This is a genomic window from Frateuria terrea (genome assembly GCF_900115705.1).
Classification (GTDB): domain Bacteria; phylum Pseudomonadota; class Gammaproteobacteria; order Xanthomonadales; family Rhodanobacteraceae; genus Frateuria_A; species Frateuria_A terrea.
Window position 1 is genome coordinate 11644 of sequence record NZ_FOXL01000007.1, and the last position, 24260, is coordinate 35903.

The 24260-nt window shown below is 68.3% G+C and carries 23 protein-coding genes; 15 read left to right on the forward strand and 8 right to left on the reverse strand.

Features of this window, described 5'->3' with window-relative positions; all coding sequences use genetic code 11:
- Positions 1-90: 90 nt before the first annotated feature.
- Positions 91-1206: a PilT/PilU family type 4a pilus ATPase gene (locus BMZ38_RS13075; RefSeq protein ID WP_175483746.1), complete on the forward strand. Its 1116-nt coding sequence runs from the start codon at positions 91-93 to the stop codon at positions 1204-1206.
- 105 nt (positions 1207-1311) lie between these two features.
- Here the strand turns inward: BMZ38_RS13075 and maiA are convergent, their stop codons facing one another.
- Positions 1312-1971 (reverse strand): maleylacetoacetate isomerase, encoded by a 660-nt coding sequence (gene maiA / locus BMZ38_RS13080; protein WP_091338453.1) that lies wholly within the window; start codon positions 1969-1971, stop codon positions 1312-1314.
- A gap of 204 nt (positions 1972-2175) precedes the next feature.
- Between maiA and BMZ38_RS13085 the strand changes: the two genes are divergently transcribed.
- Together BMZ38_RS13085 and BMZ38_RS13090 are read left to right on the forward strand one after the other, a co-directional pair.
- Positions 2176-3354 carry a phosphoglycerate kinase gene (locus BMZ38_RS13085; RefSeq protein ID WP_091338456.1) on the forward strand — a complete coding sequence of 393 codons (1179 nt, stop codon included), beginning with the start codon at positions 2176-2178 and terminating at the stop codon, positions 3352-3354.
- Complete coding sequence (locus tag BMZ38_RS13090) at positions 3354-3989, forward strand: HAD hydrolase-like protein (RefSeq protein ID WP_091338457.1); 636 nt, start codon at positions 3354-3356, stop codon at positions 3987-3989. Before BMZ38_RS13085 ends, BMZ38_RS13090 begins: the two co-directional genes overlap by 1 nt.
- Before the next feature lie 380 nt (positions 3990-4369).
- On the opposite strand, the gene tkt is transcribed toward BMZ38_RS13090, so the two are convergent.
- Positions 4370-6379 (reverse strand): transketolase, encoded by a 2010-nt coding sequence (tkt, locus tag BMZ38_RS13095; protein WP_091338460.1) that lies wholly within the window; start codon positions 6377-6379, stop codon positions 4370-4372.
- 239 nt (positions 6380-6618) lie between these two features.
- On the opposite strand from tkt, the gene BMZ38_RS13100 reads away from it, so the two are divergent.
- Positions 6619-7374: an outer membrane protein gene (locus tag BMZ38_RS13100; protein WP_091338461.1), complete on the forward strand. Its 756-nt coding sequence runs from the start codon at positions 6619-6621 to the stop codon at positions 7372-7374.
- 197 nt (positions 7375-7571) lie between these two features.
- Positions 7572-8165, forward strand: coding sequence for a porin family protein (locus BMZ38_RS13105; protein WP_091338463.1), 594 nt, complete (start codon positions 7572-7574; stop codon positions 8163-8165).
- Between the two features lie 402 nt (positions 8166-8567).
- On the opposite strand, the gene BMZ38_RS13110 is transcribed toward BMZ38_RS13105, so the two are convergent.
- From BMZ38_RS13110 to BMZ38_RS13130, 5 genes are all read right to left on the reverse strand, one after another.
- Complete coding sequence (locus tag BMZ38_RS13110; protein WP_091338466.1) at positions 8568-9572, reverse strand: class I fructose-bisphosphate aldolase; 1005 nt, start codon at positions 9570-9572, stop codon at positions 8568-8570.
- Between the two features lie 129 nt (positions 9573-9701).
- Positions 9702-10133 (reverse strand): energy transducer TonB, encoded by a 432-nt coding sequence (locus BMZ38_RS13115; protein ID WP_091338469.1) that lies wholly within the window; start codon positions 10131-10133, stop codon positions 9702-9704.
- Between the two features lie 149 nt (positions 10134-10282).
- Positions 10283-11755 (reverse strand): pyruvate kinase, encoded by a 1473-nt coding sequence (gene pyk, locus BMZ38_RS13120; protein ID WP_091338470.1) that lies wholly within the window; start codon positions 11753-11755, stop codon positions 10283-10285.
- Positions 11756-11832: 77 nt separating this feature from the next.
- Positions 11833-12627: a S1/P1 nuclease gene (locus BMZ38_RS13125; RefSeq protein WP_091338473.1), complete on the reverse strand. Its 795-nt coding sequence runs from the start codon at positions 12625-12627 to the stop codon at positions 11833-11835.
- 40 nt (positions 12628-12667) lie between these two features.
- Positions 12668-13534, reverse strand: a complete 867-nt coding sequence (locus BMZ38_RS13130; RefSeq protein WP_091338476.1) for an MBL fold metallo-hydrolase — start codon at positions 13532-13534, stop codon at positions 12668-12670.
- A 256-nt stretch (positions 13535-13790) separates the two neighbouring features.
- Between BMZ38_RS13130 and gap the strand changes: the two genes are divergently transcribed.
- Positions 13791-14789 (forward strand): type I glyceraldehyde-3-phosphate dehydrogenase, encoded by a 999-nt coding sequence (gene gap, locus BMZ38_RS13135; RefSeq protein WP_091338479.1) that lies wholly within the window; start codon positions 13791-13793, stop codon positions 14787-14789.
- A gap of 220 nt (positions 14790-15009) precedes the next feature.
- The gene (locus tag BMZ38_RS13140; protein ID WP_342707642.1) at positions 15010-16938 is read left to right on the forward strand and encodes an FTR1 family protein; all 1929 of its coding nucleotides are present in this window, start codon (positions 15010-15012) and stop codon (positions 16936-16938) included.
- A gap of 155 nt (positions 16939-17093) precedes the next feature.
- Here the strand turns inward: BMZ38_RS13140 and fdxA are convergent, their stop codons facing one another.
- On the reverse strand, positions 17094-17417 hold the full coding sequence (fdxA, locus tag BMZ38_RS13145) for a ferredoxin FdxA (protein WP_091338485.1): 324 nt from the start codon (positions 17415-17417) through the stop codon (positions 17094-17096).
- Positions 17418-17712: 295 nt separating this feature from the next.
- On the opposite strand from fdxA, the gene ccoN reads away from it, so the two are divergent.
- The 8 genes from ccoN (at position 17713) to BMZ38_RS13185 (ending at position 24248) form a co-directional block, all read left to right on the forward strand.
- Positions 17713-19179, forward strand: a complete 1467-nt coding sequence (ccoN, locus tag BMZ38_RS13150) for a cytochrome-c oxidase, cbb3-type subunit I (RefSeq protein ID WP_091338488.1) — start codon at positions 17713-17715, stop codon at positions 19177-19179.
- Between the two features lie 116 nt (positions 19180-19295).
- Complete coding sequence (gene ccoO, locus BMZ38_RS13155; RefSeq protein ID WP_091338490.1) at positions 19296-19949, forward strand: cytochrome-c oxidase, cbb3-type subunit II; 654 nt, start codon at positions 19296-19298, stop codon at positions 19947-19949.
- Positions 19946-20167: a cbb3-type cytochrome oxidase subunit 3 gene (locus tag BMZ38_RS13160; RefSeq protein ID WP_245747249.1), complete on the forward strand. Its 222-nt coding sequence runs from the start codon at positions 19946-19948 to the stop codon at positions 20165-20167. Before ccoO ends, BMZ38_RS13160 begins: the two co-directional genes overlap by 4 nt.
- Positions 20164-21081: a cytochrome-c oxidase, cbb3-type subunit III gene (gene ccoP, locus BMZ38_RS13165; protein WP_091338492.1), complete on the forward strand. Its 918-nt coding sequence runs from the start codon at positions 20164-20166 to the stop codon at positions 21079-21081. The genes BMZ38_RS13160 and ccoP overlap by 4 nt, the downstream gene beginning before the upstream one ends.
- Positions 21056-21328 carry a hypothetical protein gene (locus tag BMZ38_RS13170; protein WP_091338494.1) on the forward strand — a complete coding sequence of 91 codons (273 nt, stop codon included), beginning with the start codon at positions 21056-21058 and terminating at the stop codon, positions 21326-21328. Before ccoP ends, BMZ38_RS13170 begins: the two co-directional genes overlap by 26 nt.
- Positions 21325-23550 (forward strand): heavy metal translocating P-type ATPase, encoded by a 2226-nt coding sequence (locus BMZ38_RS13175; protein ID WP_091338496.1) that lies wholly within the window; start codon positions 21325-21327, stop codon positions 23548-23550. Before BMZ38_RS13170 ends, BMZ38_RS13175 begins: the two co-directional genes overlap by 4 nt.
- Positions 23547-23795, forward strand: coding sequence for a cbb3-type cytochrome oxidase assembly protein CcoS (gene ccoS, locus BMZ38_RS13180; RefSeq protein WP_091338497.1), 249 nt, complete (start codon positions 23547-23549; stop codon positions 23793-23795). Before BMZ38_RS13175 ends, ccoS begins: the two co-directional genes overlap by 4 nt.
- A gap of 48 nt (positions 23796-23843) precedes the next feature.
- Entirely contained in the window at positions 23844-24248 is a 405-nt protein-coding gene (locus BMZ38_RS13185; RefSeq protein ID WP_091338500.1) for a group III truncated hemoglobin, read from the forward strand.
- The last annotated feature ends 12 nt before the right edge of the window (positions 24249-24260 follow it).

Sequence of the window (24260 nt, forward strand, 5' to 3'; positions counted from 1 at the left end):
TCCTCGCGCAGTGTCGCCGCGTATTGTGGGCAGGCATAATCCTGCTTTGCAACGCGCCACAAGAAAGCGCGATCACCCCAGGGGTCCTTCGTGGATATCGGTTACTTCCTCAAGCTGATGGTAGACAAGGGCGCGTCGGACATGTTCCTGACCACCGGCGCCCCGGTGAACATCAAGGTCGAGGGCAAGCTCTACCCGCTGGGCAACACGGGCCTGCCCAGCGGCATGGTCAAGAAAATCGCCTACTCGCTGATGGACGAGGGCCAGGTACCGCAGTTCGAGCGCGACCTGGAGCTCAACATGGCGCTGGCGGTGAAGGAAGCTGGCCGCTTCCGCATCAACGTGTTCAAGCAGCGCGGCGAAGTGGGCATGGTGATCCGCGCGATCAAGAGCGAGATCCCGTCGATCGACCAGCTGCAGCTGCCGACCATCTTCCGCGACCTGATCATGGAACAGCGCGGCCTGATCCTGGTGGTCGGCGCGACCGGTTCGGGCAAGTCGACCACGCTGGCGGCGATGCTCGATCACCGCAATTCCAATTCGCCGGGCCACATCCTCACCATCGAGGACCCGATCGAGTACCTGCACCGGCACAAGAAGTCGATCATCAACCAGCGCGAAGTCGGGCTGGACACGCACAGCTACCACGAGGCGCTGAAGAACGCGATGCGTGAAGCTCCCGACGTGATCATGATCGGCGAGATCCGCGACACCGACACGATGGAGGCGGCGGTCGCCTTCTCCGAGACCGGCCACCTGTGCCTGGCCACGCTGCATTCGAACAACGCCGACCAGACGCTGGAGCGCATCCTCAACTTCTTCCCCGAGTCGGCGCACAAGAACGTGCTGATGAACCTGGCGCTCAACCTGCGCGCGGTGATCAGCCAGCGCCTGGTGATCGGCAAGGACGGCCGCCGCGTGCCGGCGGTGGAGGTGCTGCTCAACACGCCACTGATCCGCGACATGATCCGCCGCGGCCAGATCCACGAGATCAAGGAAGCGATGGACCGCAGCCTGCAGGAAGGCATGCAGACCTTCGACCAGTCGCTGTACAAGCTCTACAAGAGCGGGCGCATCGAACTGGAGGAAGCCTTGGCCAAGGCCGATTCGCGCGATGGCCTGGCGCTGAAGATCCGCCTGTCGGAAGGCGGCGGCGCGGAGGCGACGGAGCTGGTCGGGAACGACCCTTATGGGTTGGGGTTCTGAGGTCGCGAACCAGGTTCAAAAGGGCGCAGCAATGCGCCCTTTTCTTTGCCCCCCTCTCCCCCGGGGAGAGGAAGCGCGTCAGGTAGTGCCTCGCGGAGGTGGGCGCTACGGCGCGTCCGGCTGGCGCTCGGGCATTGCCTCCTGGAATGCCTCCAGCTCGTTGCACGCCGCGTGGATGCGCGCGATGGTCGGCCAGCGATCCATCGGCAGTTGCCACCGCAACGCGTTGTAGACCTGCGGCACCAGGCAGGCATCGGCCAGGCCGGGCGTGTCGCCGTGGCAGTAGCGTCCAGTGGCGCTGTTGCCCTCGAGCATCGCCTCCAACGCATCGAAACCGGTCTCGATCCAGTGCCGCGACCAGGCAAGCTTCTGCGCCTCGCCCGCGCCCAACCGGCCCTCCAGGTACTGCAGCACGCGCAGGTTGCCCAGCGGATGGATGTCGCAGGCCACCGCCAGTGCCAGCGCGCGCACCCGGGCGCGGCTGCGCGCATCGGCCGGCAGCAGCGGCGGTTCGGGAACGGTCTCTTCCAGGTATTCCATGATGGCCATGGACTGGGTGATCACCCGCTCGCCGTCGCGCAGGCAGGGAATCAGCTGCTGCGGGTTGAGCGCGCGGTAGGCCTCGCCATGCTGCTCGCCGCCATCGCGCAACAAGTGCACCGGCCGCGTTTCGTAGTGCAGTCCCTTGAGGTTGAGCGCGATGCGCACTCGGTAGACCGCGCTGGAGCGCCAATAGCCGTACAACGCCAACAGTTCCGCTGCCATGGAGATTCTCCCTGCCGGTAGTGGCCGGCAGGATAAACCGAGCGGGCGCCACCACGCGCGTCCGGCGCCGTGCGGTGCACCGGCCGGCAGCGGCGTTGCATCCTCGGAACCTGAACCGGACAATAGGCGGTTCGCGCCGGACCGATGGCGCATCCGATTGATTTCGGACCCTTTACCGAATTTCCATTCCCGAGGAGTGCCGCCGTGTCCATCACCCGCATGAGCGATCTGGAGCTGCGTGGCAAGCGCGTACTGATCCGTGAAGACCTGAACGTACCGATCGAGGACGGCCGCATCACCTCGACCCAGCGCCTGGATGCCGCCCTGCCCACCATCAAGGCCGCGCGCGACGCCGGGGCGAAGGTGATGGTGCTTTCGCACCTGGGCCGCCCGAAGGAAGGCCAGTTCGACGCCGAGTCCTCGCTCGCCCCGGTGGCCAAGTGGCTCGGTGGCAAGCTCGGCGCGCCGGTGCGCCTGGTCGCCGATTACCTGGGCGGGGTGGACGTCGCCGAAGGCGAAGTGGTGGTGCTGGAAAACTGCCGCATGAATGTCGGCGAGGGCAAGGACGACGAAGCGCTTTCGAAGAAGTACGCCGCCCTTTGCGACGTGTTCGTCATGGACGCCTTTGGCACCGCGCACCGCGCGCAGGCCTCCACCCACGGTGTCATCCGCTTCGCCCCGCAGGTCGCCGCCGGCCCGCTGCTCTGGGCCGAGCTGGACGCGCTGGGCAAGGCACTAGAACAGCCGGCGCACCCGCTGCTGGCGATCGTGGCCGGCTCCAAGGTTTCGACCAAGCTCACCCTGCTGGACAACCTTACGGCCAAGGTCGACCAGTTGATCGTCGGCGGCGGCATTGCCAACACCTTCATCGCGGCGGCCGGTTACGGCGTGGGCAACTCGCTGTACGAGCCCGACCTGGTCGAAGCGGCAAGGAAGGTCATGACCGAGGCCAGGCGCCGCGGCGCGGAAGTGCCGCTGCCGGTGGACGTAGTGGTGGCGCCGGAGTTCTCCGCCAACGCGTCGGCTACGGTCAAGCCGGTCGATGCGGTCAAGGACGGCGAGATGATCCTGGACATCGGCCCTGAAACCGCACGCCGCTACGCCGAACTGATCGCCGGGGCCGGCACGGTGGTGTGGAACGGTCCGGTCGGCGTGTTCGAGTTCGACGCCTTCGGCAAGGGCACTGAAACGCTGGCGCACGCAATCGCCGATTCCAAGGCTTTCTCGATCGCCGGTGGTGGCGACACGCTGGCTGCGGTGGACAAGTACGGCATCGCCGACAAGATCTCCTACATCTCCACCGGCGGCGGCGCGTTCCTGGAATTCCTCGAAGGCAAGGAACTGCCGGCGGTGGCCGCCCTCAAGGCGCGCGCAAACAGCTGATGCTCTGCCTGTTCGACCTGGACGGAACGCTGATCGATTCCGAGCATGGAATCACCGCGTGCGTGAAGCATGCGCTGGAGCGCCTGCGCGTGGCTATCCCGACGGCGGAGGAGCTGCGCAGCTGGATCGGCCCGCCGCTGCGCCACAGCTTCGGGCCGCTGCTCGGCCACGACGCGGCGCAGGTCGAGGCGGCCGTGGAGCACTACCACGAGCGCTTCGACACGCACGGCTGGCGCGAGCACTCGGTCTACCCGGGCATCGAGCCGCTGATCGGCCGCCTGCTCGATGCCGGCCACCAGCTGGCCATCGTCACCGGCAAGCCGCACCGGCATGCCGAACCGATCCTGGCGCAGTTGCCGTTCGGTCGCGCCTTCCTGCGGCTGTACGGACCCGACCCATCCAGTGCGCGGAGCGAAAAGGCGGACATGATCGCCGCCGCCATGGCGGACTTCGGTGCCACCGCGGAAGAAACCGTCATGATCGGCGACCGCCACTTCGACATCGAGGGCGCCGTGGCCAACGGCGTGCGCGGCATCGGCGTGCTGTGGGGCTTCGGCAGCCGTGTCGAACTGGAACAGGCCGGCGCGGCGGCGATCGCCGCCACGCCGGCCGATCTCGACGCACTGATCGGCTGAAAACCCGATACCCGGAAAGGGCGAAACCGACGCGCGACGCAGCCTTAAAGGCTGCCGTCCCGTGGCGCCTTTCGCTGGCATGCGTGGCAAGACACTACCGCGATGTGAGCGCGATCTGGCCGGCACCGGACGATGCCGGCCACTCGCTCCGGCAAGCGTTGCTTGGCGATGCCGACGCGCGCCGCCGGGAGCATACGGCCTAGGCGAACGTGATTGACGGCACGTGTGCCAGGACGGAGATGGCCCCGGCAAAGGAACACGGCAAAGCCGCTCTGGACACGCTCGACGGCCTGATCGCCGGACGGGAGTAGCCCGCCCGCGCGCTCCGTCCGGAAGCCGGCGGCCATCCGCCATGGCTTGCCACAGCGGGAGGCATCCGGTCAGCCGATCGTGCGCTTGACCGCGTCCACCACGTGGGTGACGGTGAAGCCGAAGTGCTCGAACAGTTGCGGGGCGGGGGCGGAGGCGCCGAAGCTGGTCATGCCGATCACTTCGCCGTCCAGGCCCACATACTTGCGCCAGTAGTCGGCCGTGGCGGCTTCCACCGCCACGCGCGCGCGGCACCACGAGGGCAGGATGCCTTCGCGGTATTCCTGCGGCTGCTCGTCGAACACCTCGGTGCACGGCATCGAAACCACGCGCACCGGCACGCCCTGCTGGGCCAGCGTGCGCGCTGCCTCCATCGCCAGCTCCACTTCGGAGCCGGTCGCGATGAGGATCGCCTTGAACTTCGTGTCGGCCGGATCGGACAGCACATAGGCGCCGCGAGCGATATCGGCCACCTGCCGCTCGCTGCGCTGCTGGTGCTTCAGGTTCTGCCGCGAGAACACCAGGCAGGCCGGGTTGCCCTTGCGTTCGATGGCCGCCTTCCACGACACCGCCGATTCCACTGCGTCGCACGGGCGCCACACCTGGTTGTTCGGAATGTAGCGAAGGCTCGCCAGGTGCTCGACCGGCTGGTGGGTCGGGCCGTCTTCGCCCAGGCCGATCGAGTCGTGCGTGTAGACGTGGATGGCGTGCGCCGGAATCAGCGCGCTCATGCGCACGGCGTTGCGCGCATAGTCGGAGAACACCAGGAACGTGGCGTCGTACGGAATGAAGCCGCCATGCAGCGCGAGGCCATTGGCGATCGCGGTCATGCCGAACTCGCGCACGCCGTAGTAGACGTAGTTGCCTTGTCCTTCGCTGCCGTTGCCGTTGCCGGCGTCCTTGCTGCCCTTCCACTTGGTGAGGTTGGAACCGGCCAGGTCGGCCGAGCCGCCGATCAACTCGGGCAGCAGCGGGCCGAACGCGTCCAGCGCCATCTGCGACGCCTTGCGCGAGGCCACTTCAGGACCCTCGGCCTGCATCCTGGCGATGTACGCCTGCGCCTTGTCGGCCCAGTCGGGCGGCAGTTCGCCGGCAAGGCGGCGCTTGAACTCGGCGGCCAGGTCCGGGTGCGCCTTGGCGTAGGCATCGAGCGTGGCATTCCAATCCTGCTCGCGCTTGGCGCCCTTGGACTTGGCGTCCCAGCCGGCGTAGATCTCGGCGGGGATCTCGAACGGCGGATGGTTCCAGCCCAGTTGCTCGCGCGCAGCGGCTACTTCGTCCTTGCCCAGCGGCGCGCCGTGGCTTTCTTCCTTGCCCTGCTTGTGTGGCGCGCCGAAACCGATGACGGTCTTGGCGCAGATCAGCGTGGGCTTGTCGGTCTGCGCGGTGGCCTGCGTGATGGCGCGCTTGATCGCCTCGGCGTCATGGCCGTCGACGCCGCGGATCACGTTCCAGCCATAGGCTTCGAAGCGCTTGGCCGTATCGTCGGTGAACCAGCCCTCGACCTCGCCATCGATGGAGATGCCGTTGTCGTCGTAGATCGCCACCAGCTTGCCCAGGCCCCAGGTGCCGGCCAGCGAGCTGGCTTCGTGCGAGATGCCTTCCATCAGGCAGCCATCCCCCAGGAACACGTAGGTGTGGTGATCGACGACGGTGTGGCCGGGACGGTTGAAGTGCGCCGCCAGCACCTTCTCGGCGAGCGCGAAGCCGACCGCATTGGCAAGACCCTGCCCCAGCGGACCGGTGGTCGTTTCCACGCCGGGCGTGTGGCCGTATTCGGGGTGGCCGGCAGTCTTCGAATGCAGCTGGCGGAAGCGCTTGAGTTCGGCCATCGGCAGGTCGTAGCCGGCCAGGTGCAGCAGCGCGTACTGCAGCATCGAGCCGTGGCCGTTGGAGAGCACGAACCGGTCCCGGTTGGGCCACTTCGGATCGGCCGGGTTGTGCTTCAGGAAATCGTTCCACAGCACCTCGGCGATGTCGGCCATGCCCATCGGCATACCCGGATGGCCGGACTTGGCCGCCTCGACGGCGTCCATGGCGAGTGCGCGCACGGCGTTGGCGAGTTCGCGGCGGGTGGTCATCGGTCGGGTCTCCGGGCAATCGGCAAAGCGCCAATTGTCGCCGATCGCACGGTTACTGTCGCGTCACGGCAGCCCTGGCCGACGGGAAGGCCATTAATTCAGCCTTAATCGGCGCGGCATGGATATCGCCGACCTTCAGGCGCGGCTGGGTTCAATGCCCCGAGCGCATGCCCCGTGCGCCCCGTCCGGATCTTTCCCCGCGGTTCGGACGGCCTGACCTCGAAATCAGGAGATACCTCATGAAAAATACGCTGTTTGCTTTCGCTCTCGCTTCGGCCGGCTTGCTGGCCACCCCCGCCTTCGCCCAGGAACAGGGCAACGACATGCCACCGCAGGACACCAGCTCTACGAGCGGTGGCAACTACCTGCCCAGCCAGCCGGTCGGTAGCGGCAACTGGTTCATCGACGCCAACGTGGGCCGCACCAACGGCAACAGCGACGGCGGTTTCGGCAGCAACGCCAGCGCCTTCAACTTCTTCAGTGGCCATCGCGGCCGTCGGACCGGCTACGGCCTGCTCGGCGGCTACCGCTGGAAGGCCGGCCAGGACCTGGGCCTGGGCATCGAAGCCGGCTACACGGATCTGGGCAACTTCCGCGTGCGCAACGTATTCAACTCCAGCCCGGTGAACCAGCGCTCGACCACCAATGCACTGCGTGGCTGGCTGCTCGGCGCCAACGGCCGCATCAACCTGACGCCCCAGTGGTACGTGGGCGCACATGCCGGCTGGTTCTGGGCCAACGACAACAGCAACCGCTACTACGACACGGTCGGCCAGGCACTCGGCTTTTCCGACGGCAACCGGCCGGGACGCGGCAGCTGGTACGCCGGCATCGGCACCGGCTGGGACGTCAACGACCACTTCGGCATCGGGGTGGGCTACGACTACTTCCACGCCAACGCGGGCCACTTTACCAATCCGACGACGGGTGAACGGATCACCGGACTGAAGCGCTCTACCGGCATCGTCTCGCTGGTCGGCGAGTACCGCTTCTGATGCAAGCCATTGGCAGATGGACGCCTAGGCGTCCATCTGCCCTGAGCCGCGCAGCTTAACGGCAAATTACCGGCACGCTCATGCGGATTGAATCTTTCGCCTGCCGGCCGCATCCAAGGACCACGCGTCGCCTTCCCCTTCAAGGCGCGCGCGGCGATCGAGTCCCCGCGATCGCCACAACAACAGGAGAATCTCCCATGAAAAACACGCTGCTTGCCCTCGCCTTTGCTTCCGCCGGCCTGCTGGCCGTTCCCGCCGCATTCGCGCAGAGTGCGCCGACCCATACCGATGGCTGGTTCGTCAACGGCAACGTGGGCCGCACCTCGATCAACAAGGGCCCGTACGACAGCCACGACACCGGTTATGCGATTGGTGGCGGTTATCGCTGGTCGGTCGATCCGTTCGTGGCGATCGGCGTGGAAGCCGGCTACAACGACCTGGGCAACATCCACGTCAAGAACATCTTCAACAGCAACGACGTGGTCGAGCATGGCCGCTCGCAGCTGCATGGCTGGACTGCCGGCGTGAATGGTCACTTCAACGTCGGGCAGAACTGGTACGTCAGCGCGCGCACGGGCCTGTACAGCTGGAAGGGCCACGGCCTGAGCAACGACGTCAACCCGGTGCGCAAGAGCCTGGACGACACCAGCTGGTACGCCGGCGCGGGCGTGGGCTACGACTTCAGCAACAACACGAGCGTAGGCCTGAACTACGACCACTACGACGCCTCGAAGAACAACGTCAACCTCGACACCAACATGGTCTCGGTCAGCGCCGAATACCGGTTCTGATGCACCTGGCGCAGGGACGCCGTCATGAAAGAAGGGCGCCCTCGGGCGCCCTTCTTTCTGCCCCGCCCTCCGGAAGATTCGCGCAGACTCCTGCCTCAACTTCCGAGCGCCCGCGGCATAGCGGCTGCAGCTCCTCTAGGAGCAAGAGACGCACTCGACAAGGCGCCATGGCACCTAGCTCTTACGCCACCCCGGGCCGAACCAGGCCGTTTTTTTGGTTAGGGCGAGCCACATCGCGGAGAATCCGGCAAGACGAGAAACAGGGCATGCCCGCATACGACATTCCCCCGAGCCCCGGCCTTGCTCCTCTCCCCCGAAAAGGGCACGAAGCAGCAGCAAAAAAGGGCGCCTTGCGGCGCCCTTTTCTACAAGCATGACTGGGAATCAGCGCATCGCTGGAACTCAGCCGTTCCACTGCCCCAGCGCGGCCATGCCATTCTCCTTGGCGCGCGCGGCGACGGTCTTCTGCGCCTCGACGTAGTTGCCCTTCATGTCCTTCGACCAGAGCTTGAGCGCCGCCTGCTGCATCGCGCGGCCGTAGGAGAACGACAGCGGCCACGGATGCGGTCCGATGCGGTTCATGGCATTGAGATGCGCGGTCGACTGCTCGTCGGTCTGGCCGCCGGAGAGGAACACGATGCCCGGCAGCGAGGCCGGTACGGTGCTCTTGAGCACGCGCACGGTGGCGTCGGCCACTTCCTCGACCTCGGCCTGCTCGTCGCAGTCCTTGCCGGGAATGACCATGCTGACCTTCAGGATGGTGCCTTCGAGCATCACGTTCTGCTCGTACAGCGCGTTGAACAGGCTGCGCAGCACGGCCTCGTGCACTTCGTAGCTGACCTCGATCGAATGGTCGCCGTCCATGATCACTTCGGGCTCGACCATCGGCACCAGACCGGCTTCCTGGCACAGCGCGGCGTAGCGGGCCAACGCGTGGCAGTTGGCTTCGATCGCGGTGGAGCTGGGATTGTCGTCGGAGATGTTGATCACCGCGCGCCATTTGGCGAACTGCGCACCTAGCTTGACGTACTCGGCCAGGCGGTCGCGCAGGCCGTCCAGGCCCTCGGTCACCACGTCGCCGGGGAAACCAGCCAGCGGCACGGGGCCCTTGTCGACCTTGATGCCCGGGATGATGCCGTTCTTCTTCATCACCTGAGTGAACGGCACGCCGTCCTTGGTCTTCTGGCGGATCGTCTCGTCGTACAGGATCGCGCCGGAGATATGCTCGTTGAGGCCCGGGGCGGTCAGCAGCAGCTCGCGATAGGCGCGGCGGTTCTCCTCGTTGTTCTCGATGCCGACGGCCTCGAAGCGCTTCTTGATCGTGTTGGTCGATTCGTCGATCGCGATGATGCCCTTGCCGGGGGCGACCATCGCCTGGGCGATGCTTTCAAGATCTTCGATGCTCATGAACGACTCCGTGCAGACGAGGCGGGGTCACCGCAATGGATTTGCGCCACCCCGGAACGGGGCGGCGAGTCAAAGAACCGCCGATTATAACGACTTGGCGTCAAGGCCGTCGTGACGATCCGGCAAGACTCAGCCCGCGTAGCCGGCCAGGCGGCACGGCGCCATCACCTGCTGCTGCCCGGCAGGGTCCGACGGCGCATTGAAGGGCACCACGTAATAGGTAGCCACCGGGTCGTGGTTTTTGTTCGATAGCGAGGGGCCGTAGCGGAAGTTGGAAACCGCGCTCAGCGCGATCTGGCCGAAGTCGCCCTTGGGCACGACCTTTTCGACCTTCAGCTCACGCGGCACGCCGTCGGAACCGATCATGTAGCTTACCGCCGCGCAGCCGGGCTTGGTCACGCCGCTGGCGCTGTTGGGGATGTCGATATCGACCGAGTGGTTGAGCAGGATCCAGTAGTCGAACAGGTGCTGCGGGTCGACCCTCTGCTGCGACTGCGCCATGGCGGGCAGGCCGACGACGAGCAGCGTCGCGAGGGCGAGACGGCGGACGGTCGGGTTCATGGCAACCTCCTGGGACATGGGGGGTCGCAGTGTAGCGCCGTCGTGGTCACGGCCGTGCCATTGCTCCCTCTCCCCTGCGGGGAAAGGGCTGGGTGAGGGGCCGGGGGTTCCCGCGACCCCCGGCCCCTCACCCAGCCAGAGGGTGCAAGCTAGAGATCCCGCAGGCTCTCGACGATGCCCTCGGCGCCGACCAGCAACAGCTTGAGCGTGTTGGTGCCGCCGCCGGCGCCGACGCGGTCGCCCTGAGTCAGCACCACGCGGTCGCCCTCGGCCAGCTTGCCCTGCGCAAACAGTTGCCGCACCGCCTCGCGCGCGTTGGCCGCGGAACTCTGGCTCACTTCGTTGAAGGCCACCGGCTGTACATCGCGCAGCAGCAGCATGCGCCGTCGCGAATCGGCGCTGGGCGAGAGCGCGAAGATAGGCACCGCGCTGCGGTACCGCGAGAGCCACTGGGCAGTCGCGCCCGAATCGGTCAGCGCGATCAGCGCACGCACGCCCAATTGCCCGGCCAGCACCATCGCCGCCAGCGCAATCGCCTGGTCGGCGCGGTCGAGCCGATGGACCGCGGTGGCCAGGTCTTCCTTTGGCTCGAACTGCCGCTCGGCGCCAAGGCAGATGCGGCGCATGGCGGCCACCGCAACGTCCGGGTGCGCACCGGCGGCGGTCTCCTGCGACAGCATCACCGCGTCGGTGCCATCGATCACCGCATTGGCGACGTCCAGGACCTCGGCGCGGGTCGGAATGGGCGCGGTCACCATCGACTGCAGCATCTGCGTGGCGGTGATCACGGCACGGTTGCGCGCGACCGCTTCGCGGATGATCTTCTTCTGCAGGCCGGGCAGTTCGGCGTCGCCGATCTCCACGCCCAGGTCGCCGCGCGCCACCATCACCGCGTCGGAGGCATCGATGATCTCGCCCAGCACCGGAATCGCATCGGCGCGCTCGATCTTGGCCACCAGGGCACCGTGGCCGTCGGCCTCGCGCAGCAGGCGGCGGGCCTGCTCCATATCGGCAGCCGAACGCACGAACGACACGGCGAGAAAGTCGGCACCGATCTCGGCGGCGAGCTTGATGTCTGCGCGGTCCTTGTCCGACAGCGCGGACACGGAGAGGCCGCCGCCCTGCCGGTTGAGCCCCTTGCGGTCGGACAGGCGGCCGCCGATCAGCACCTCGCAGCGCACCTGCGCGCCCTCGACGGCGACCACGCGAAGCGCGACCAGGCCATCGTCGAGCAGCAGCACGTCGCCGGCGGCCACGTCCTGCGGCAACTGGTGGTAGCTGACGCCGACGCGGGTGCGGTCACCGGGCGGTGCGTCGGGCGAGCAGTCGAGCACGAACGGATCGCCCGGCTGCAGCTCGATCGGTCCGTGGGCGAACTTCTCGATGCGGATCTTCGGGCCCTGCAGGTCGGCCAGAATGCCGACTTCGCGCCCGGCCGCCTGCGCCGCATCACGCACCGCCGTCGCGCGCGCGCGGTGGTCCTGCGGCTGGCCATGCGAGAGGTTGAGGCGGACCACGTCCACGCCTTCGGCGATCAGCCGCGCGAGCATGCCCGGCGCGTCGGTGGCGGGACCCAGGGTGGCGACGATCTTGGTACGGCGCAGGTGATTTTCGGCATTCATGCCGGCGAGGCTAGCAGATGGAGGCGCCACCGCGACGGGCTGCAATCGTATGCAGTGTGACGGGCTTGGCCCCAGGCTCAACCGAGCGTGCGGTTGAGCACCTCCGCCAGCCGCCGGCCTGCCTCGCGCAGCCGCCGCTCGGCCAGCGGCAGCTGTGCCCGGACGTAGCCGGCGTCCACCGTATGGCCGTCCGGATAGATGTCACGGCTGAGCCGGCACGACTCCTCGGCCCAGGCGACGAAAGGCTTGTCGGCCGCCGGCGGCAGCGCTACCGGCCCGCGTGCATCGAGCTGCTGCGCGTAATCGCGCCAGTCCAGGCCGCGGGTGCGCAGCATGCCCGAATCCCACACGCGGTGCAGGTTGCTGCCCTGGTCCTGGAACTGCACCTGATAGGTGTTGCCGCCCTTGTCGTCGCGGTAGCCGGCATGCAGCGGCTGGTGCACGTCGCCGATGAAATGGACCACGAACTTCAGCGCCTCGCGGCGCACCGCGTCGCTCTGGCTGCGGTCGCCGAGCAGCGCGACATAGTGCTGCAGGCCGCCGACCACGCAGCGGTCGTTACGGCAGTCGCGCGGCGGCTGGTAGTCGCAGCGGCGGTCGCGGAAGTTGATGTAGTGCAGGCCGCGGGTAGCTTTCCATAGCGCCTGCTGCGAAGGGTCGTCCTGGATGTCGTCGGCCCAGTTGGCCACGTCGGCCAGCCGCCGGGTATGTTCCGGCGCGAGCAGGCGTTCGACCTGCGCCTCGGCGGTGGGACTCAGGTGGCGCTGCGCCAGGTCGGCGACGATGCGGTGGCCTTCCGGGCCCCAGGCGCGGGCATCGGGGACCAGCAGGAAACAGGCAAGCAGGAGGACAGCGAAACGGCGCAGGGACATCACGGGGGACAACGCGTGGGAACGAGCCGCCCAGTTTGCCTCACTCCGGGCGCAACTGCAGAGGCAGCTTGAGATAACGTTGGCCATTGGCCTCCGGCGGCGGCAGGCGTCCGCCGCGGATGTTCACCTGCAGCGCCGGCCAGAGCAGCCGCGGCGGCGGCAGGCCCGCATCGCGCTGCTGGCGCATGGCGACGAAATCGGCTTCCCCGACGCCCTCGCGGATGTGCCTGTTGTCGGCACGCTGCTCGGCCACCGGCACTTCGGCGCGCGGCTCGATACCCGCTGGCGGATAGTCGTGCGCCAGGTACATCCGCGTGGCCGGCAGCCGGTAGATACGCCACACGGAACGGAACAGCGCATGCGCATCGCCGCCGGGAAAATCGCAGCGTGCGGAGCCGGCAGCCGGCGAGAACAGCGTGTCGCCGACGAAGACCGCATCGCCAATCAGGTAGCTCATGCTGTCCGCCGTATGCCCGGGCGTGGCAACCACCTGGATGGTCAGCTGACCCAGCGGCAACGCGTCGCCATCCTGCAGCAGGCGGTCGAACGCGTTGCCGTCCAGGTATGGCTCGCCGCCGTCCAGGCCCAACCGCTGCTTGAAGGTTTCCTGCACCTGTACGATACCGGCGCCGATCGCGGTCGGCGCGCCGGTGCGCTCCTTCAGCCAGGCGGCGGCGGACAGGTGGTCGGCATGCGCATGCGTTTCCAGGATCCAGCGCACGCGGGCGCCATCGCGGTCAGCCGCCTGCAGGATCGCCGCTGCGCTTGCGTGGCCGACCTCGCCGGTGACCGGCTCGAAGTCGAGCGGTGCATCGATCACCGCCGCCTCGCCGCTGGCCGGGTCGCGCACCAGGTAGCTCCAGGTCGACGTGGACGCTTGGAAGAACGGCGTGACGTGAGGCTGCATCGGTCGCTCCCGGTAGGGCCGTGGCTGGATCGTCGCACGCGTGGAGTTACGGAACGGTGCGCAGACGGGCCGAAGCCACGACGGACAAGCACGGGAAACCGGGGAAATCCTCAGCCAGCCGTCGCGCCGGAGGGCTCACCTGCCTGGGCAGCTATCGCCAGGCCAACAAGCCCCGCACCGCTTCCGGCTAAAATGTGCGTTCGTGGCGGCCAACCGCACGCCAACTGCCTTCACCGAACCAGAGGAAGCATCGCCCATGGCCATCAAGGTCGGCATCAACGGCTTCGGCCGCATCGGCCGCAACGTGCTGCGCGCCGCCGTGCAGAACTTCGCGGACATCGAAATCGTCGCCATCAACGATCTGCTGGAGCCTGACTACCTGGCCTACATGCTGCGCTACGACTCGGTGCATGGCCGCTTCAGGGGCGAGGTGTCGATCGTGGACGGGCAGCTGGTGGTCAACGGCAAGCGCATCCGCCTGACTCAGGAACGCGATCCGGCCAACCTGAAATGGGGCGAGGTGGGCGCCGACGTCGTGATCGAATCGACCGGCCTGTTCCTTACCAAGGAAACCTGCCAGAAGCACCTCGACGCGGGCGCGAAGAAGGTCATCCAGTCGGCACCGTCGAAGGACGACACGCCGATGTTCGTCTACGGCGTGAACCACCAGAAGTATGCCGGCGAGGCGATCATCTCGAACGCCTCGTGCACCACCAACTGCCTGGCGCCGCTGGCCAAGGTGCTCAACGACAAGTGGGGCATCAAGCGCGGCCTGATGACCACCGTGCACGCCGCCACCGCCACCCAGAAGACCGTGGACGGCCCGAGCAACAAGGACTGGCGCGGCGGCCGCGGCATCCTGGAGAACATCATCCCTTCTTCCACCGGCGCGGCGAAAGCGGTGGGCGTGGTGATTCCCGAGCTCAACAAGAAGCTCACCGGCATGTCCTTCCGCGTGCCGACCTCGGACGTGTCCGTCGTCGACCTCACCGTCGAGCTCGAGAAGCCCGCGACCTACGCCGAGATCTGCGCCGAGATGAAGGCGCAGTCCGAAGGCGCGCTCAAGGGCGTGCTGGGCTACACCGAGGACAAGGTGGTCGCCACCGACTTCCGCGGCGACGCGCGCACCTCGATCTTCGACGCTGACGCCGGCATCGCGCTCGATCCCACCTTCGTCAAGCTGGTCAGCTGGTACGACAACGAGTGGGGCTACTCGAACAAGTGCCTTGAAATGGTGCGGGTGGTGGCGAAGTAGAAGCGTCAGGCCGGCTTTCCTCGCGGAGGCCGGCACGGACGAAGAGGCCGGGACCGGTTGAAGGTTCCGGCTTTTTTTTGGCCCCGGGGTCCGTGGGAAGACCGAAGAAACGCCCCCGCAGTCCGCTCCACTGCGGCATCCGGACACGCCCGCCGCCGCTCGCGTGGTTACGGCCTATACTCAGGCAATGATAGGCATTCTCAACAAGTGGGCGACCCGGATGCTGGCCTTCGCCCTACTGGTGGGCGGGTGTCCTGCCTTCGCCCAGGTACCGCCGGCGGCTTCCGCACCGGCCGCTCCGGATAACGCCGGCGCAGCCCCCGACGTCAGCCAGACCTGGCAGATGCTCGACTACCTTGCCACCGACTATGCCGGCGCGGTGCGCGACGGCGAGGTGACCAGCCCGTCCGAGTACGCCGAGATGCGCGAGTTCGCCGGCACCGCCCGCCAGCGCATCGCGCGGTTGCCGGCGGCGCCCGCCACCCCGGCGCTGCGCGGCCAGGCCACGCGCCTGGTGCAGCTGATCGATGCCAGGGCCGCCAGCCCCGACGTCGCCCGCCAGGCCCACGTTCTTGCCGACGCCCTGCTCGCCGCCTATCCGATGCCCACGGCGCCGGCGCACCCGCCCCACCTGGCGCGCGGTGCCCGGCTCTACCAGCAGACCTGCGCCGCCTGCCACGGTGCCCACGGCCAGGGCGACGGTCCCGCCGCGGCGACGCTCGATCCGCCGCCCATCGATTTCACCGACCGCACGCGTGCCGACCAGCGCAGCGTGCTGTCGCTGTTCGAGGCGATCGGCCAGGGCGTAAAGGGCACCGCGATGGCCGGCTATGCCGACCAGTTGCCGGTCGAGGACCGCTGGTCGCTCGCCTACTACGTCGGCTCGCTGGCCTACGCGCGGCAAGCGGGCGAAGGCGCACGGGCATGGAAGGACAACGCCACCGCGCACGCGCAGCTGGGCAACCTGCAGGAACTCTCCCGCGCCCGCGTGGCGCAGCTCGCGCCGGAACTCGGCGAGGCACAGGCACGGGCAATCCTGGGCTACCTGCGCGCGCACCCCGGCGCGCTGCCGGAGGCGTCCGCCGGCCTGCCGCTGGCGCGCGCGAAGCTCGCCGCGAGCTTCGCCGCCTGGCAACAGGGCCAGGCCGAGGAAGCACAACGCCTCGCCTTGTCCGCCTACCTCGACGGCGTCGAACCGGTCGAGCCGCAGCTGGACGCCCGCGACAGCGCACTGCGGGCGCAACTGGAAACGGCGATGGGCGCCTACCGCACCGCGGTCACCGGCCACGGCACCGACGTCGTGACCAGGCAGCAGACGGCCGACGCCCTGCTGCAACGCGCCCAGGCGACGCTCGCCGGCGGTTCGGCCGATGCGGCCTCGGCCTTTCTCGGCGCCTGGACCATCCTGGTGCGCGAGGGGCTGGAAGCGCTGCTCGTCGTGGTCGCCCTGCTGGCCTTCCTGCGCAAGGCCGAGCGACCGGCGATGCTGCGCTACGTGCACGCCGGCTGGAGCCTGGCCCTGCTCGCGGGCCTGGCTACCTGGGCGTTCGCAAGCTACGCCGTGGCGATCAGCGGCGCCGGTCGCGAGCTGACCGAAGGCTTGTCCTCGCTGTTCGCGGCTGCCGTGCTGCTGTGCGTGGGCCTGTGGATGCACCGCAAGAGCGTGGGCGGGCGCTGGCAGGCGTACCTCAAGGCGAAGATGGCCGCGACGCTGGATCGTTCGGCGTGGTTCCTGTTCGGGCTGGCCTTCATCTCGGTCTACCGCGAGGTGTTCGAAACCATCCTGTTCTACGTGGCGATGTGGAACGAAGGCCCCCGCGCGTGGCTGCTGGCCGGCGTCGGCAGCGGCGCGCTGACGCTGGCGGTGATCGCCTGGCTGCTGCTGCGCACCAGCCGGCGGCTGCCGCTGGGCAAGTTCTTCTCGGCCAGTTCCATGCTGATCGCGCTGCTGGCGATCGTGCTCACCGGCAAGGGCATCGCCGCGTTGCAGGAAGCTGGCTGGATCGGCGTGCACGTGGCGCCGCTGCCGCGGATCGAGCTGCTGGGGATTTATCCGACCTGGCAGTCGGTGGTGGCGCAAGCGGTCGTCGCGTTGGTGCTGGCCGTCGGCTACTCGCTCGACCTGCGGCGGATACCGCAGCAGGATTAAGGCCTGGTCCTGGCCGTCCCTGCCCAGGCCGGGGATTGGCGGGAGAGGCGAGGAAAATCCTCCCAGCGCCCTTGCCTGCCCGACGTTCGGGGCCAGCCTTGGCCCCTCACCCCAACCCCTCTTCCCGGCGGGGAGAGGGGGCATGTCCGATGGCATCAACGCTCGAGCAGCGCCAGCTTGTCCGGCACGCCGTCCCAGCGATCGGCGTCCTCCATCGCTGGAATCTTCGTGACGATCACCGGCCACTCGCGCGCCAGTTCGGCATTGAGGGCCAGGAAGCCTTCCTGGCCGACCGGGATATCGAGTTCCGGATAGATCGCGCCCACCGGGCACTCCTCCACGCAGAGCGTGCAATCGATGCACTCGTCCGGATTTATGACGAGGAAGTTCGGGCCCTCGTGGAAGGCATCCACGGGGCACACCTCCACGCAGTCGGTGTGCTTGCAGTTGATGCAGTTTTCGGTGACGACGTGGGTCATGGGCTGGCCGTATGCGATGTCGCCAGCATGCCTCCGCCGATCGCGGCGCGCCCTGACCCAGGTCATCCACCTGGGCGGTTCACTCCACACCGACACCCACGGCGCACCATCGGGCCAAACGCCGTTGCAGTCATTCGCGCAAGCGCGCCGGCGCGCCGGCGCGCCGCAGGATAGGCTCCGCGTGCGACAACCGACCGCGGCCGAAAGAGCGGCGCGTTGCCGCACGGCCGTGACCCAGGTCAACCGCAGCGACGGGCCGCGCGGGACAATATTGCATCCCCACTGGAATCCATCCATGCCCAACACCGAGTATTACAACGACAAGGTCGTGCGCCAGTTCCTGCTGGCGGCGGCCGTGTGGGGCATCGTCGGCATGTCGGTCGGCGTGCTCGCCGCCGCGCAGCTGGCGTGGCCGATGTTCAACTTCGATACGTCGTGGCTGACCTTCAGCCACATCCGCCCCGACCACACCTTCGGCGTGATCTTCGCCTTCGGCGGCTCGGCGCTGATGGGCACGTGCTACTACGTGGTGCAGCGTACCGGCCACACACGGCTGGCCTATCCGCGGCTGGCCGCGTTCACCTTCTGGGGCTGGCAAGTGGCGTGCCTCGCGGCGATGGTGACCATGCCGCTGGGCCTGACCCAGAGCAAGGAATACGCCGAGCCGGAGTGGTGGGTCGACATCATCATCGCGGTGGTGTGGGTGAGCCTGGGCGTGGTGTTCTTCGGCACGCTGGCGCGCCGGCGCATCCGCCACATCTACGTGGCCAACTGGTACTACGGCGCGTGGATCATCGCAGTGGGCCTGCTGCACATCGTCAACAACCTGGTGATCCCGGTGTCGCTGTCGAAGTCCTACCCGATCTATTCGGGCGTGGTCGATGCGATGGTGCAGTGGTGGTACGGCCACAATGCGGTGGCGTTCTTCTTGACCGCCGGCTTCCTCGGAATGATGTACTACTTCGTGCCGCGCCAGGCGCAGCAGCCGCTGTGGAGCTACCGCTTCTCCATCGTCAATTTCTGGGCGCTGATCTCGGTGTACATGTGGGCCGGCGCGCACCACCTGATGTACACCGCGCTGCCGGACTGGGTGCAGTCGGTCGGCATGGCCTTCTCGCTGGTGCTGTTGATGCCCAGCTGGGGCTCGGCCGCCAACGGCCTGATGACCTTCAACGGCTCCTGGCCCAAGCTCAGGACCGACCCGGCCGCCAAATTCATGGTGATGGCGCTGGTGTTCTATGCCGGCTCCACCTTCGAGGGCTCGATGATGGCGGTCAAGACCGTCAACTCGCTCTCGCACTACACCGACTGGACCATCGCCCACGTGCACAACGGCGCGCTCGGCTGGGTGGCGATGATCACCATCGGCTCGCTCTACGCGATGGCGCCGCGCGCGCTGGGCCAGGAGAAGATGTATTCGCACAAGGCGATGGAGTGGCACTTCTGGCTGCATGTGTTCGGCGTGGTGCTGTACGTCGGCTCGATGTGGGTCGCCGGCGTCACCGAGGGGCTGATGTGGCGCGCCACGCTGCCCGACGGCTCGCTCACCTATCCCTTCATCGACAGCCTGCTGGCGATCAAGCCGATGTACTGGACGCGCTGGTTCGCCGGCGTGGTGATCCTTGCGGGCATGGTGCTGATGGCCTGGAACCTGTGGCACACCGCGGCCGACGCACGTGCGCGGCTGATCAAGCCGATCCCGGTGCCGATCCCCGAACCCGATCCGCACCAGGTGCCCGAACCGCTGCCGGTGACCAACTGATGCGATCGTCCGTGATCGCCGCTTCGGTAGAGCTACCGCGTCGGGAAGGCAGCGTGATCCTGCCGCTCCAAAAGCGGCCATCCATGGCCGCACTCTTCAAATAAGAACACCATCCCATGGCTTACAAGCATTTCGAAATCATCGAGAAGAATGCCGCGCTGCTGGGCATCCTCACGGCGATCATGGTGTCCATCGGCGGCCTGGCGGAGATCACCCCGCTGTTCATGGAAGCGCACGCGGTCAAGGCGCCGCTCGGCGTGAGGCCGTACGACCCGCTGCGCCTGGCCGGCAAGGACGTCTACGTGCGCGAGGGCTGCTACCTGTGCCACTCGCAGATGATCCGCGCGCTGCGCGCCGAGACCCAGCGCTACGGCCACTACTCCACCGCCGAGGAATCGGTGTACGACCGGCCGTTCCAGTGGGGCTCCAAGCGCACCGGTCCGGACCTGGCGCGCGTGGGCGGCAAGTACACCGACCAGTGGCAGCGACTGCACCTGGAAGACCCGCGCCAGGTCGTGCCCGACTCGAACATGCCGCGCTACAACTGGCTCGAGAACAACAAGATCAACGCCGAAGATATCCAGGCGCGCATGCGCGTCCTGCGCAAGCTGGGCGATCCCTACACCGACGCGGACATCGCCGGCGCGAAGCAGGCGCTCGCCGGCAAGACCGAGATGGACGCGCTGATCGCCTACCTGCAGGGCCTGGGGATACAGAACGAACCGGCCAACAAGGTACCGGTTCCCGCCGGGCACGGAGGCATGCCATGAGCCACCCCATGATGGATTCCTTCTGGGGCCACCTGACCGGCGCCGTCACCGTGGTGCTGATGCTGATCTTCATCGGCATCTGGGTGTGGGCCTGGCGCAAGCGCCACCGCTCGACCTTCAAGCGGATGAGCGAGCTGCCCATGGAAGACAAGCCTGAGGGCCCGGTGCCCGGTCAGCCGCGCACCGGCAAGAACAACAACAAGGGTGAACAGCCGTGAGCACGGGTTGGTCGTTGTGGGTGATGTTCCTGGTGGTGCTCAACCTGGGCATCACGCTGTTCCTTTTCCTGTGGGGCCCGCGCGCGAAGATCCCCACGCAGCCGGACCAGACCTCCGGTCACGTGTGGGCGCACGGCACCATCCGCGAGGGCGTGCGCAACCTGCCGCTGTGGTGGCTGCTGCTGTCCGGCGCGATGTTCGTCGCCGGCTTCACCTACCTGGTGCTCTATCCCGGCTTCGGCAGCCACAAGGGGATCCTGGGCTGGACCGCCCACGGCGAGCTGGCCCGGGCCGAGTCGATCAACAATGCCAAGCTCGACGAACTGGTATTGCGCTTCCGCGAATACCCGATCGAGCAGCTGGCCAATGACCCGGCCGCCCTGCAGATGGGCGGGCGCCTGTTCGTGGACAATTGCGCCGCCTGCCACGGCCGCGGCGGCTACGGCAACGTCAAGGTCGGCGCGCCGAGCCTGATCGACGACGACTGGCTCTACGGCGGCAGCGGCAAGGACATCCTGTCCTCGATCCACGATGGCCGCAGCGGCCTGATGCCGCCGTGGGCGAGCCTGGGCGAGGACAACGTGAAGAACCTGGCCAACTACGTGCTGAGCCTGTCCGGCGCGCCGCACGACGCGGCGCGCGCCGCCGCCGGCAAGCCGCTGTTCACCACCTGCGCGGCCTGCCATGGCGAACAGGGCAAGGGCAACCCGGCGCTGGGCGCGCCCAACCTGACCGACCACATCTGGCTGCACGGCGGCAAGTACGAGGACATCGTGCGCACCATCGGCGGCGGCCGCCAGGGCCACATGCCGGCGTGGAGCAAGCGCCTGACCGAAGACCAGATGCGCGTGCTGGCCGCCTACGTCTATCACCTTTCGCACCAGGGCGATGCAGCAGCACAGGCGGCCCGCTGAGGCGGCGCCGGCGCACGCCGGCGCCTGGTACCGCCAGCCCGTGTTGTGGCTCGGCGCGACGATCCTCGTCGCATCGCTGGCCGGCTGCGTGTGGATGATCGTGCTCGGCGCCCGCCACGCCGACCTGCCGCTTGAGGATGCCCATCCGCACACGCTGCTGGACATGCCCGTGCACGCGCACGATGCCCGCTCCGCGCAGGACAAGCCCGCCACGCACGACGCCCGCGACACGGACCGCAGGCCGTGAACGCGCTCGGCGCGCATGCCGCCTGGCTGCATCCGCGCCTGGCCGCACAGGTGATCCGGCCGCGCCGCGACGGCCGTGCCGAAATCGCATTGCGCGTCGAAGGCCTTGGCGATCCACGCCAGGTGCTGCGCCTGGACGAACGCCTGCATGCGCTGCCAGGCGTGGCGCGCGTGGCGATCGATGTCCGTGCAAAGCGCGCGCGCATCGTGTGGAATCCGGAGCGGCTCGCCCTGCCGCAGCTGCTCGACGCCTTCGCGGCCGCCGGCTGCAGCGCGCGGCCACTGCGCCGCGAGCACGTGGACGATGCACGCAGCGCCGAAGCCAACGACGCGCTCAAGCGCCTGCTGGTGGCGGGCATGTGCGCGATGCAGGTGATGACCTACGCCTTCGTCATGTACATCGGCGTGGTCGACTTCGTCGACTTCACCACGCGCGGACTGTTCCGCTGGCTCAGCCTGCTCACCACCGCACCGGTGGTCGCCTACTCCGCGCAACCGTTCCTCCTCCGCGCATGGCGTGAGCTGCGCACGCGCCGGGCGGGCGTGAACCTCACCGTGTCGCTGGCGGTGCTGCTGACCTTCGGCGCCAGCGTGTGGAGCACCGTGCGCGGCCATGGCGAGGTGTATTTCGACTCGGTCAGCATGTTCGTGTTCCTGCTGCTGGCCGCGCGCCACGTGGAACTGAGCGCCCGCCACGCCAGCGGGTCGCTGGGCGAGGCCGCGCAGGACGCCACCCCGCTGCTGGCCGAGCGCCGCCGCGCCGATGGCGGCCTGGAGAGCGTACCGGCGCTCGAGCTGCTGCCCGGCGACCGCGTGCGCATCGCCGAAGGCGGCACGGTGCCGGCCGATGGCGTGCTGGAAAGCGACGCGGTCGAGGTGGACGAGGCCCTGCTCTCCGGCGAATCGCGCCCGTGCCAGCGCCAGCGCGGCGAACGGCTGGTCGCCGGCAGCGTGCTGCTCGGCAGCCCGGCCGAGCTGCGCGTGGAGCACAGCGGCGAGGACACCGCCGTCGCACGCCTGGGCCGGTTGGCCGGACGGGCGCGCCAGGGCCGCGGCGCCGACGATCCGGCCGACCGCGAGGCGGCCCGCTTCGTGCTGCGCGTGCTCGTGCTTACCGTGCTGACCGCGCTCGCCTGGCTGTGGCTCGACCGCGCGCGCGCCTTCGATGCTGCCGTCGCCGTGCTGGTGGTCGCCTGCCCGTGCGCCTTCGCGCTGACCCGCCCGGCTGCGCTCACCCGCGCGCTGGCCGTGCTTGCCGACCGCGGCGTGCTGGTGACCGAACCGCGCGCGCTCGAGGCGCTCGCCCGCGTCGACTACGCGCTGTTCGACAAGACCGGCACGCTGGCCACGCCGTGGCTGGACGCCGATGCCATCGAGCCGCTGCGCGAGCGCTTGCAGCCGGCCGATGCGCTGCGCCTGGCCGCCGCGCTGGCGCGCGAGAGCACGCACCCGCTGGCGCTCGCGCTGGCCGCTGCCTGGCCCGACGCGACGCCACCCGCGCATGGTCTGAAGGTGACCGCCACCGCCGGCATCGAGGCCGTGGTGGACGGCCGCGCACTGCGCCTGGGCCGGCCCGATTTCGCGCTGGCGCCGAGCGGCCGCAGCGCACCGGCAAGCGCGGCCGGCACGTTGATGCTGGCGGACGCCGAGGGTCCGCTGGCCGCCTTCCACGCCAGCGAAGCACCCCGCGATGGCGCTGCCGCCACGCTGCAGGCGCTGTGCGCCGACGGCGTGTCGACCGTGCTCGCCAGCGGCGACACCCGTGCCCGCACGGCGACCATCGCCGGCGCGCTGGGCATCACGCGCTGGGCCGGCCGGCAATCGCCCGCGGACAAGCTCGCCCTGCTGGAGGCCGCGCGCGCGCAGGGCCACGTCACGCTGGCCGTGGGCGATGGCAGCAACGACGCCCCCGCGCTGGCCGCCGCGGACGTCTCCGCGGCGCTCGCCTCCGGCACCGACCTCGCCCAGGCACACGCCGACCTGCTGCTCGCGCGGGGCCGCCTGGAGGGCTTGTGGCAAGCGCGCTGCATCGCCCGCCAGCTGGCCCATGTGGTCCGCCAGGGTCGGCGCTGGTCGCTCGGCTACAACCTGCTGGCCGTGCCGTTCGCCGCCGCCGGCCTGGTGCCGCCGTGGCTGGCCGCGATCGGCATGTCGGTGAGTTCGCTGGTGGTGGTGCTCAACGGCCTGCGCGTGGGTCGCGCCGGCCCGGGGCTGCGCGCATGAATATCCTGCTGGTGCTGATCCCGGTTACCGGGATGATCGTATTGGTCGCCGTGGCCTTGTTCTTCTGGGCCGCCAACCACCAGCAGTTCGACGACCTGGACAGCCCCGCCGTGCTGCCGCTGCTGGAGGACGAAGCCGTCCCCGCGCCGGACGCCGACGAAGCGCTTGCCACGCAAGAGCCTTCCGTCGGTGACGACCCCAACAGTCCGCACCGCCCGCACGAAGAGCCCGACAGGGCCAAGTAAGATCAAGCACGCGCCGGTGGAATTCCCGGGCGCACTATCGACACCGACATGACCGACACCACGCTCACCGAAACCGCGATCGCCCGCCTGGTCGACCGCTTCTACGACAAGGTCGCCGCCGATGCGGTGATCGGCCCGGTATTCAACGCCGTCGTGCACGACTGGCCCGAACACAAGCGCCTTCTCACCTCGTTCTGGTGCTCCGTAGCGCTTCGTGCGGCCAGTTACCGCGGTAACCCGATGGCCGCGCACCGGCCGCTGCCGATCCGCGCCGAACACTTCGATCACTGGCTGGCCCTGTGGCGTGCGACCTGCGCCGAGGAATTGGACGAGGCCGGCGCGGTGCAGATGGTCGACTACGCCGAACGCATCGGACGCAGCCTAAAGTACGGACTGGGCCTGAATCCGAACGCCCGCGGCATCGGCGTGCCGCTGGTTTCCGTCAGCCGGTAGCCGCTTGCAGGA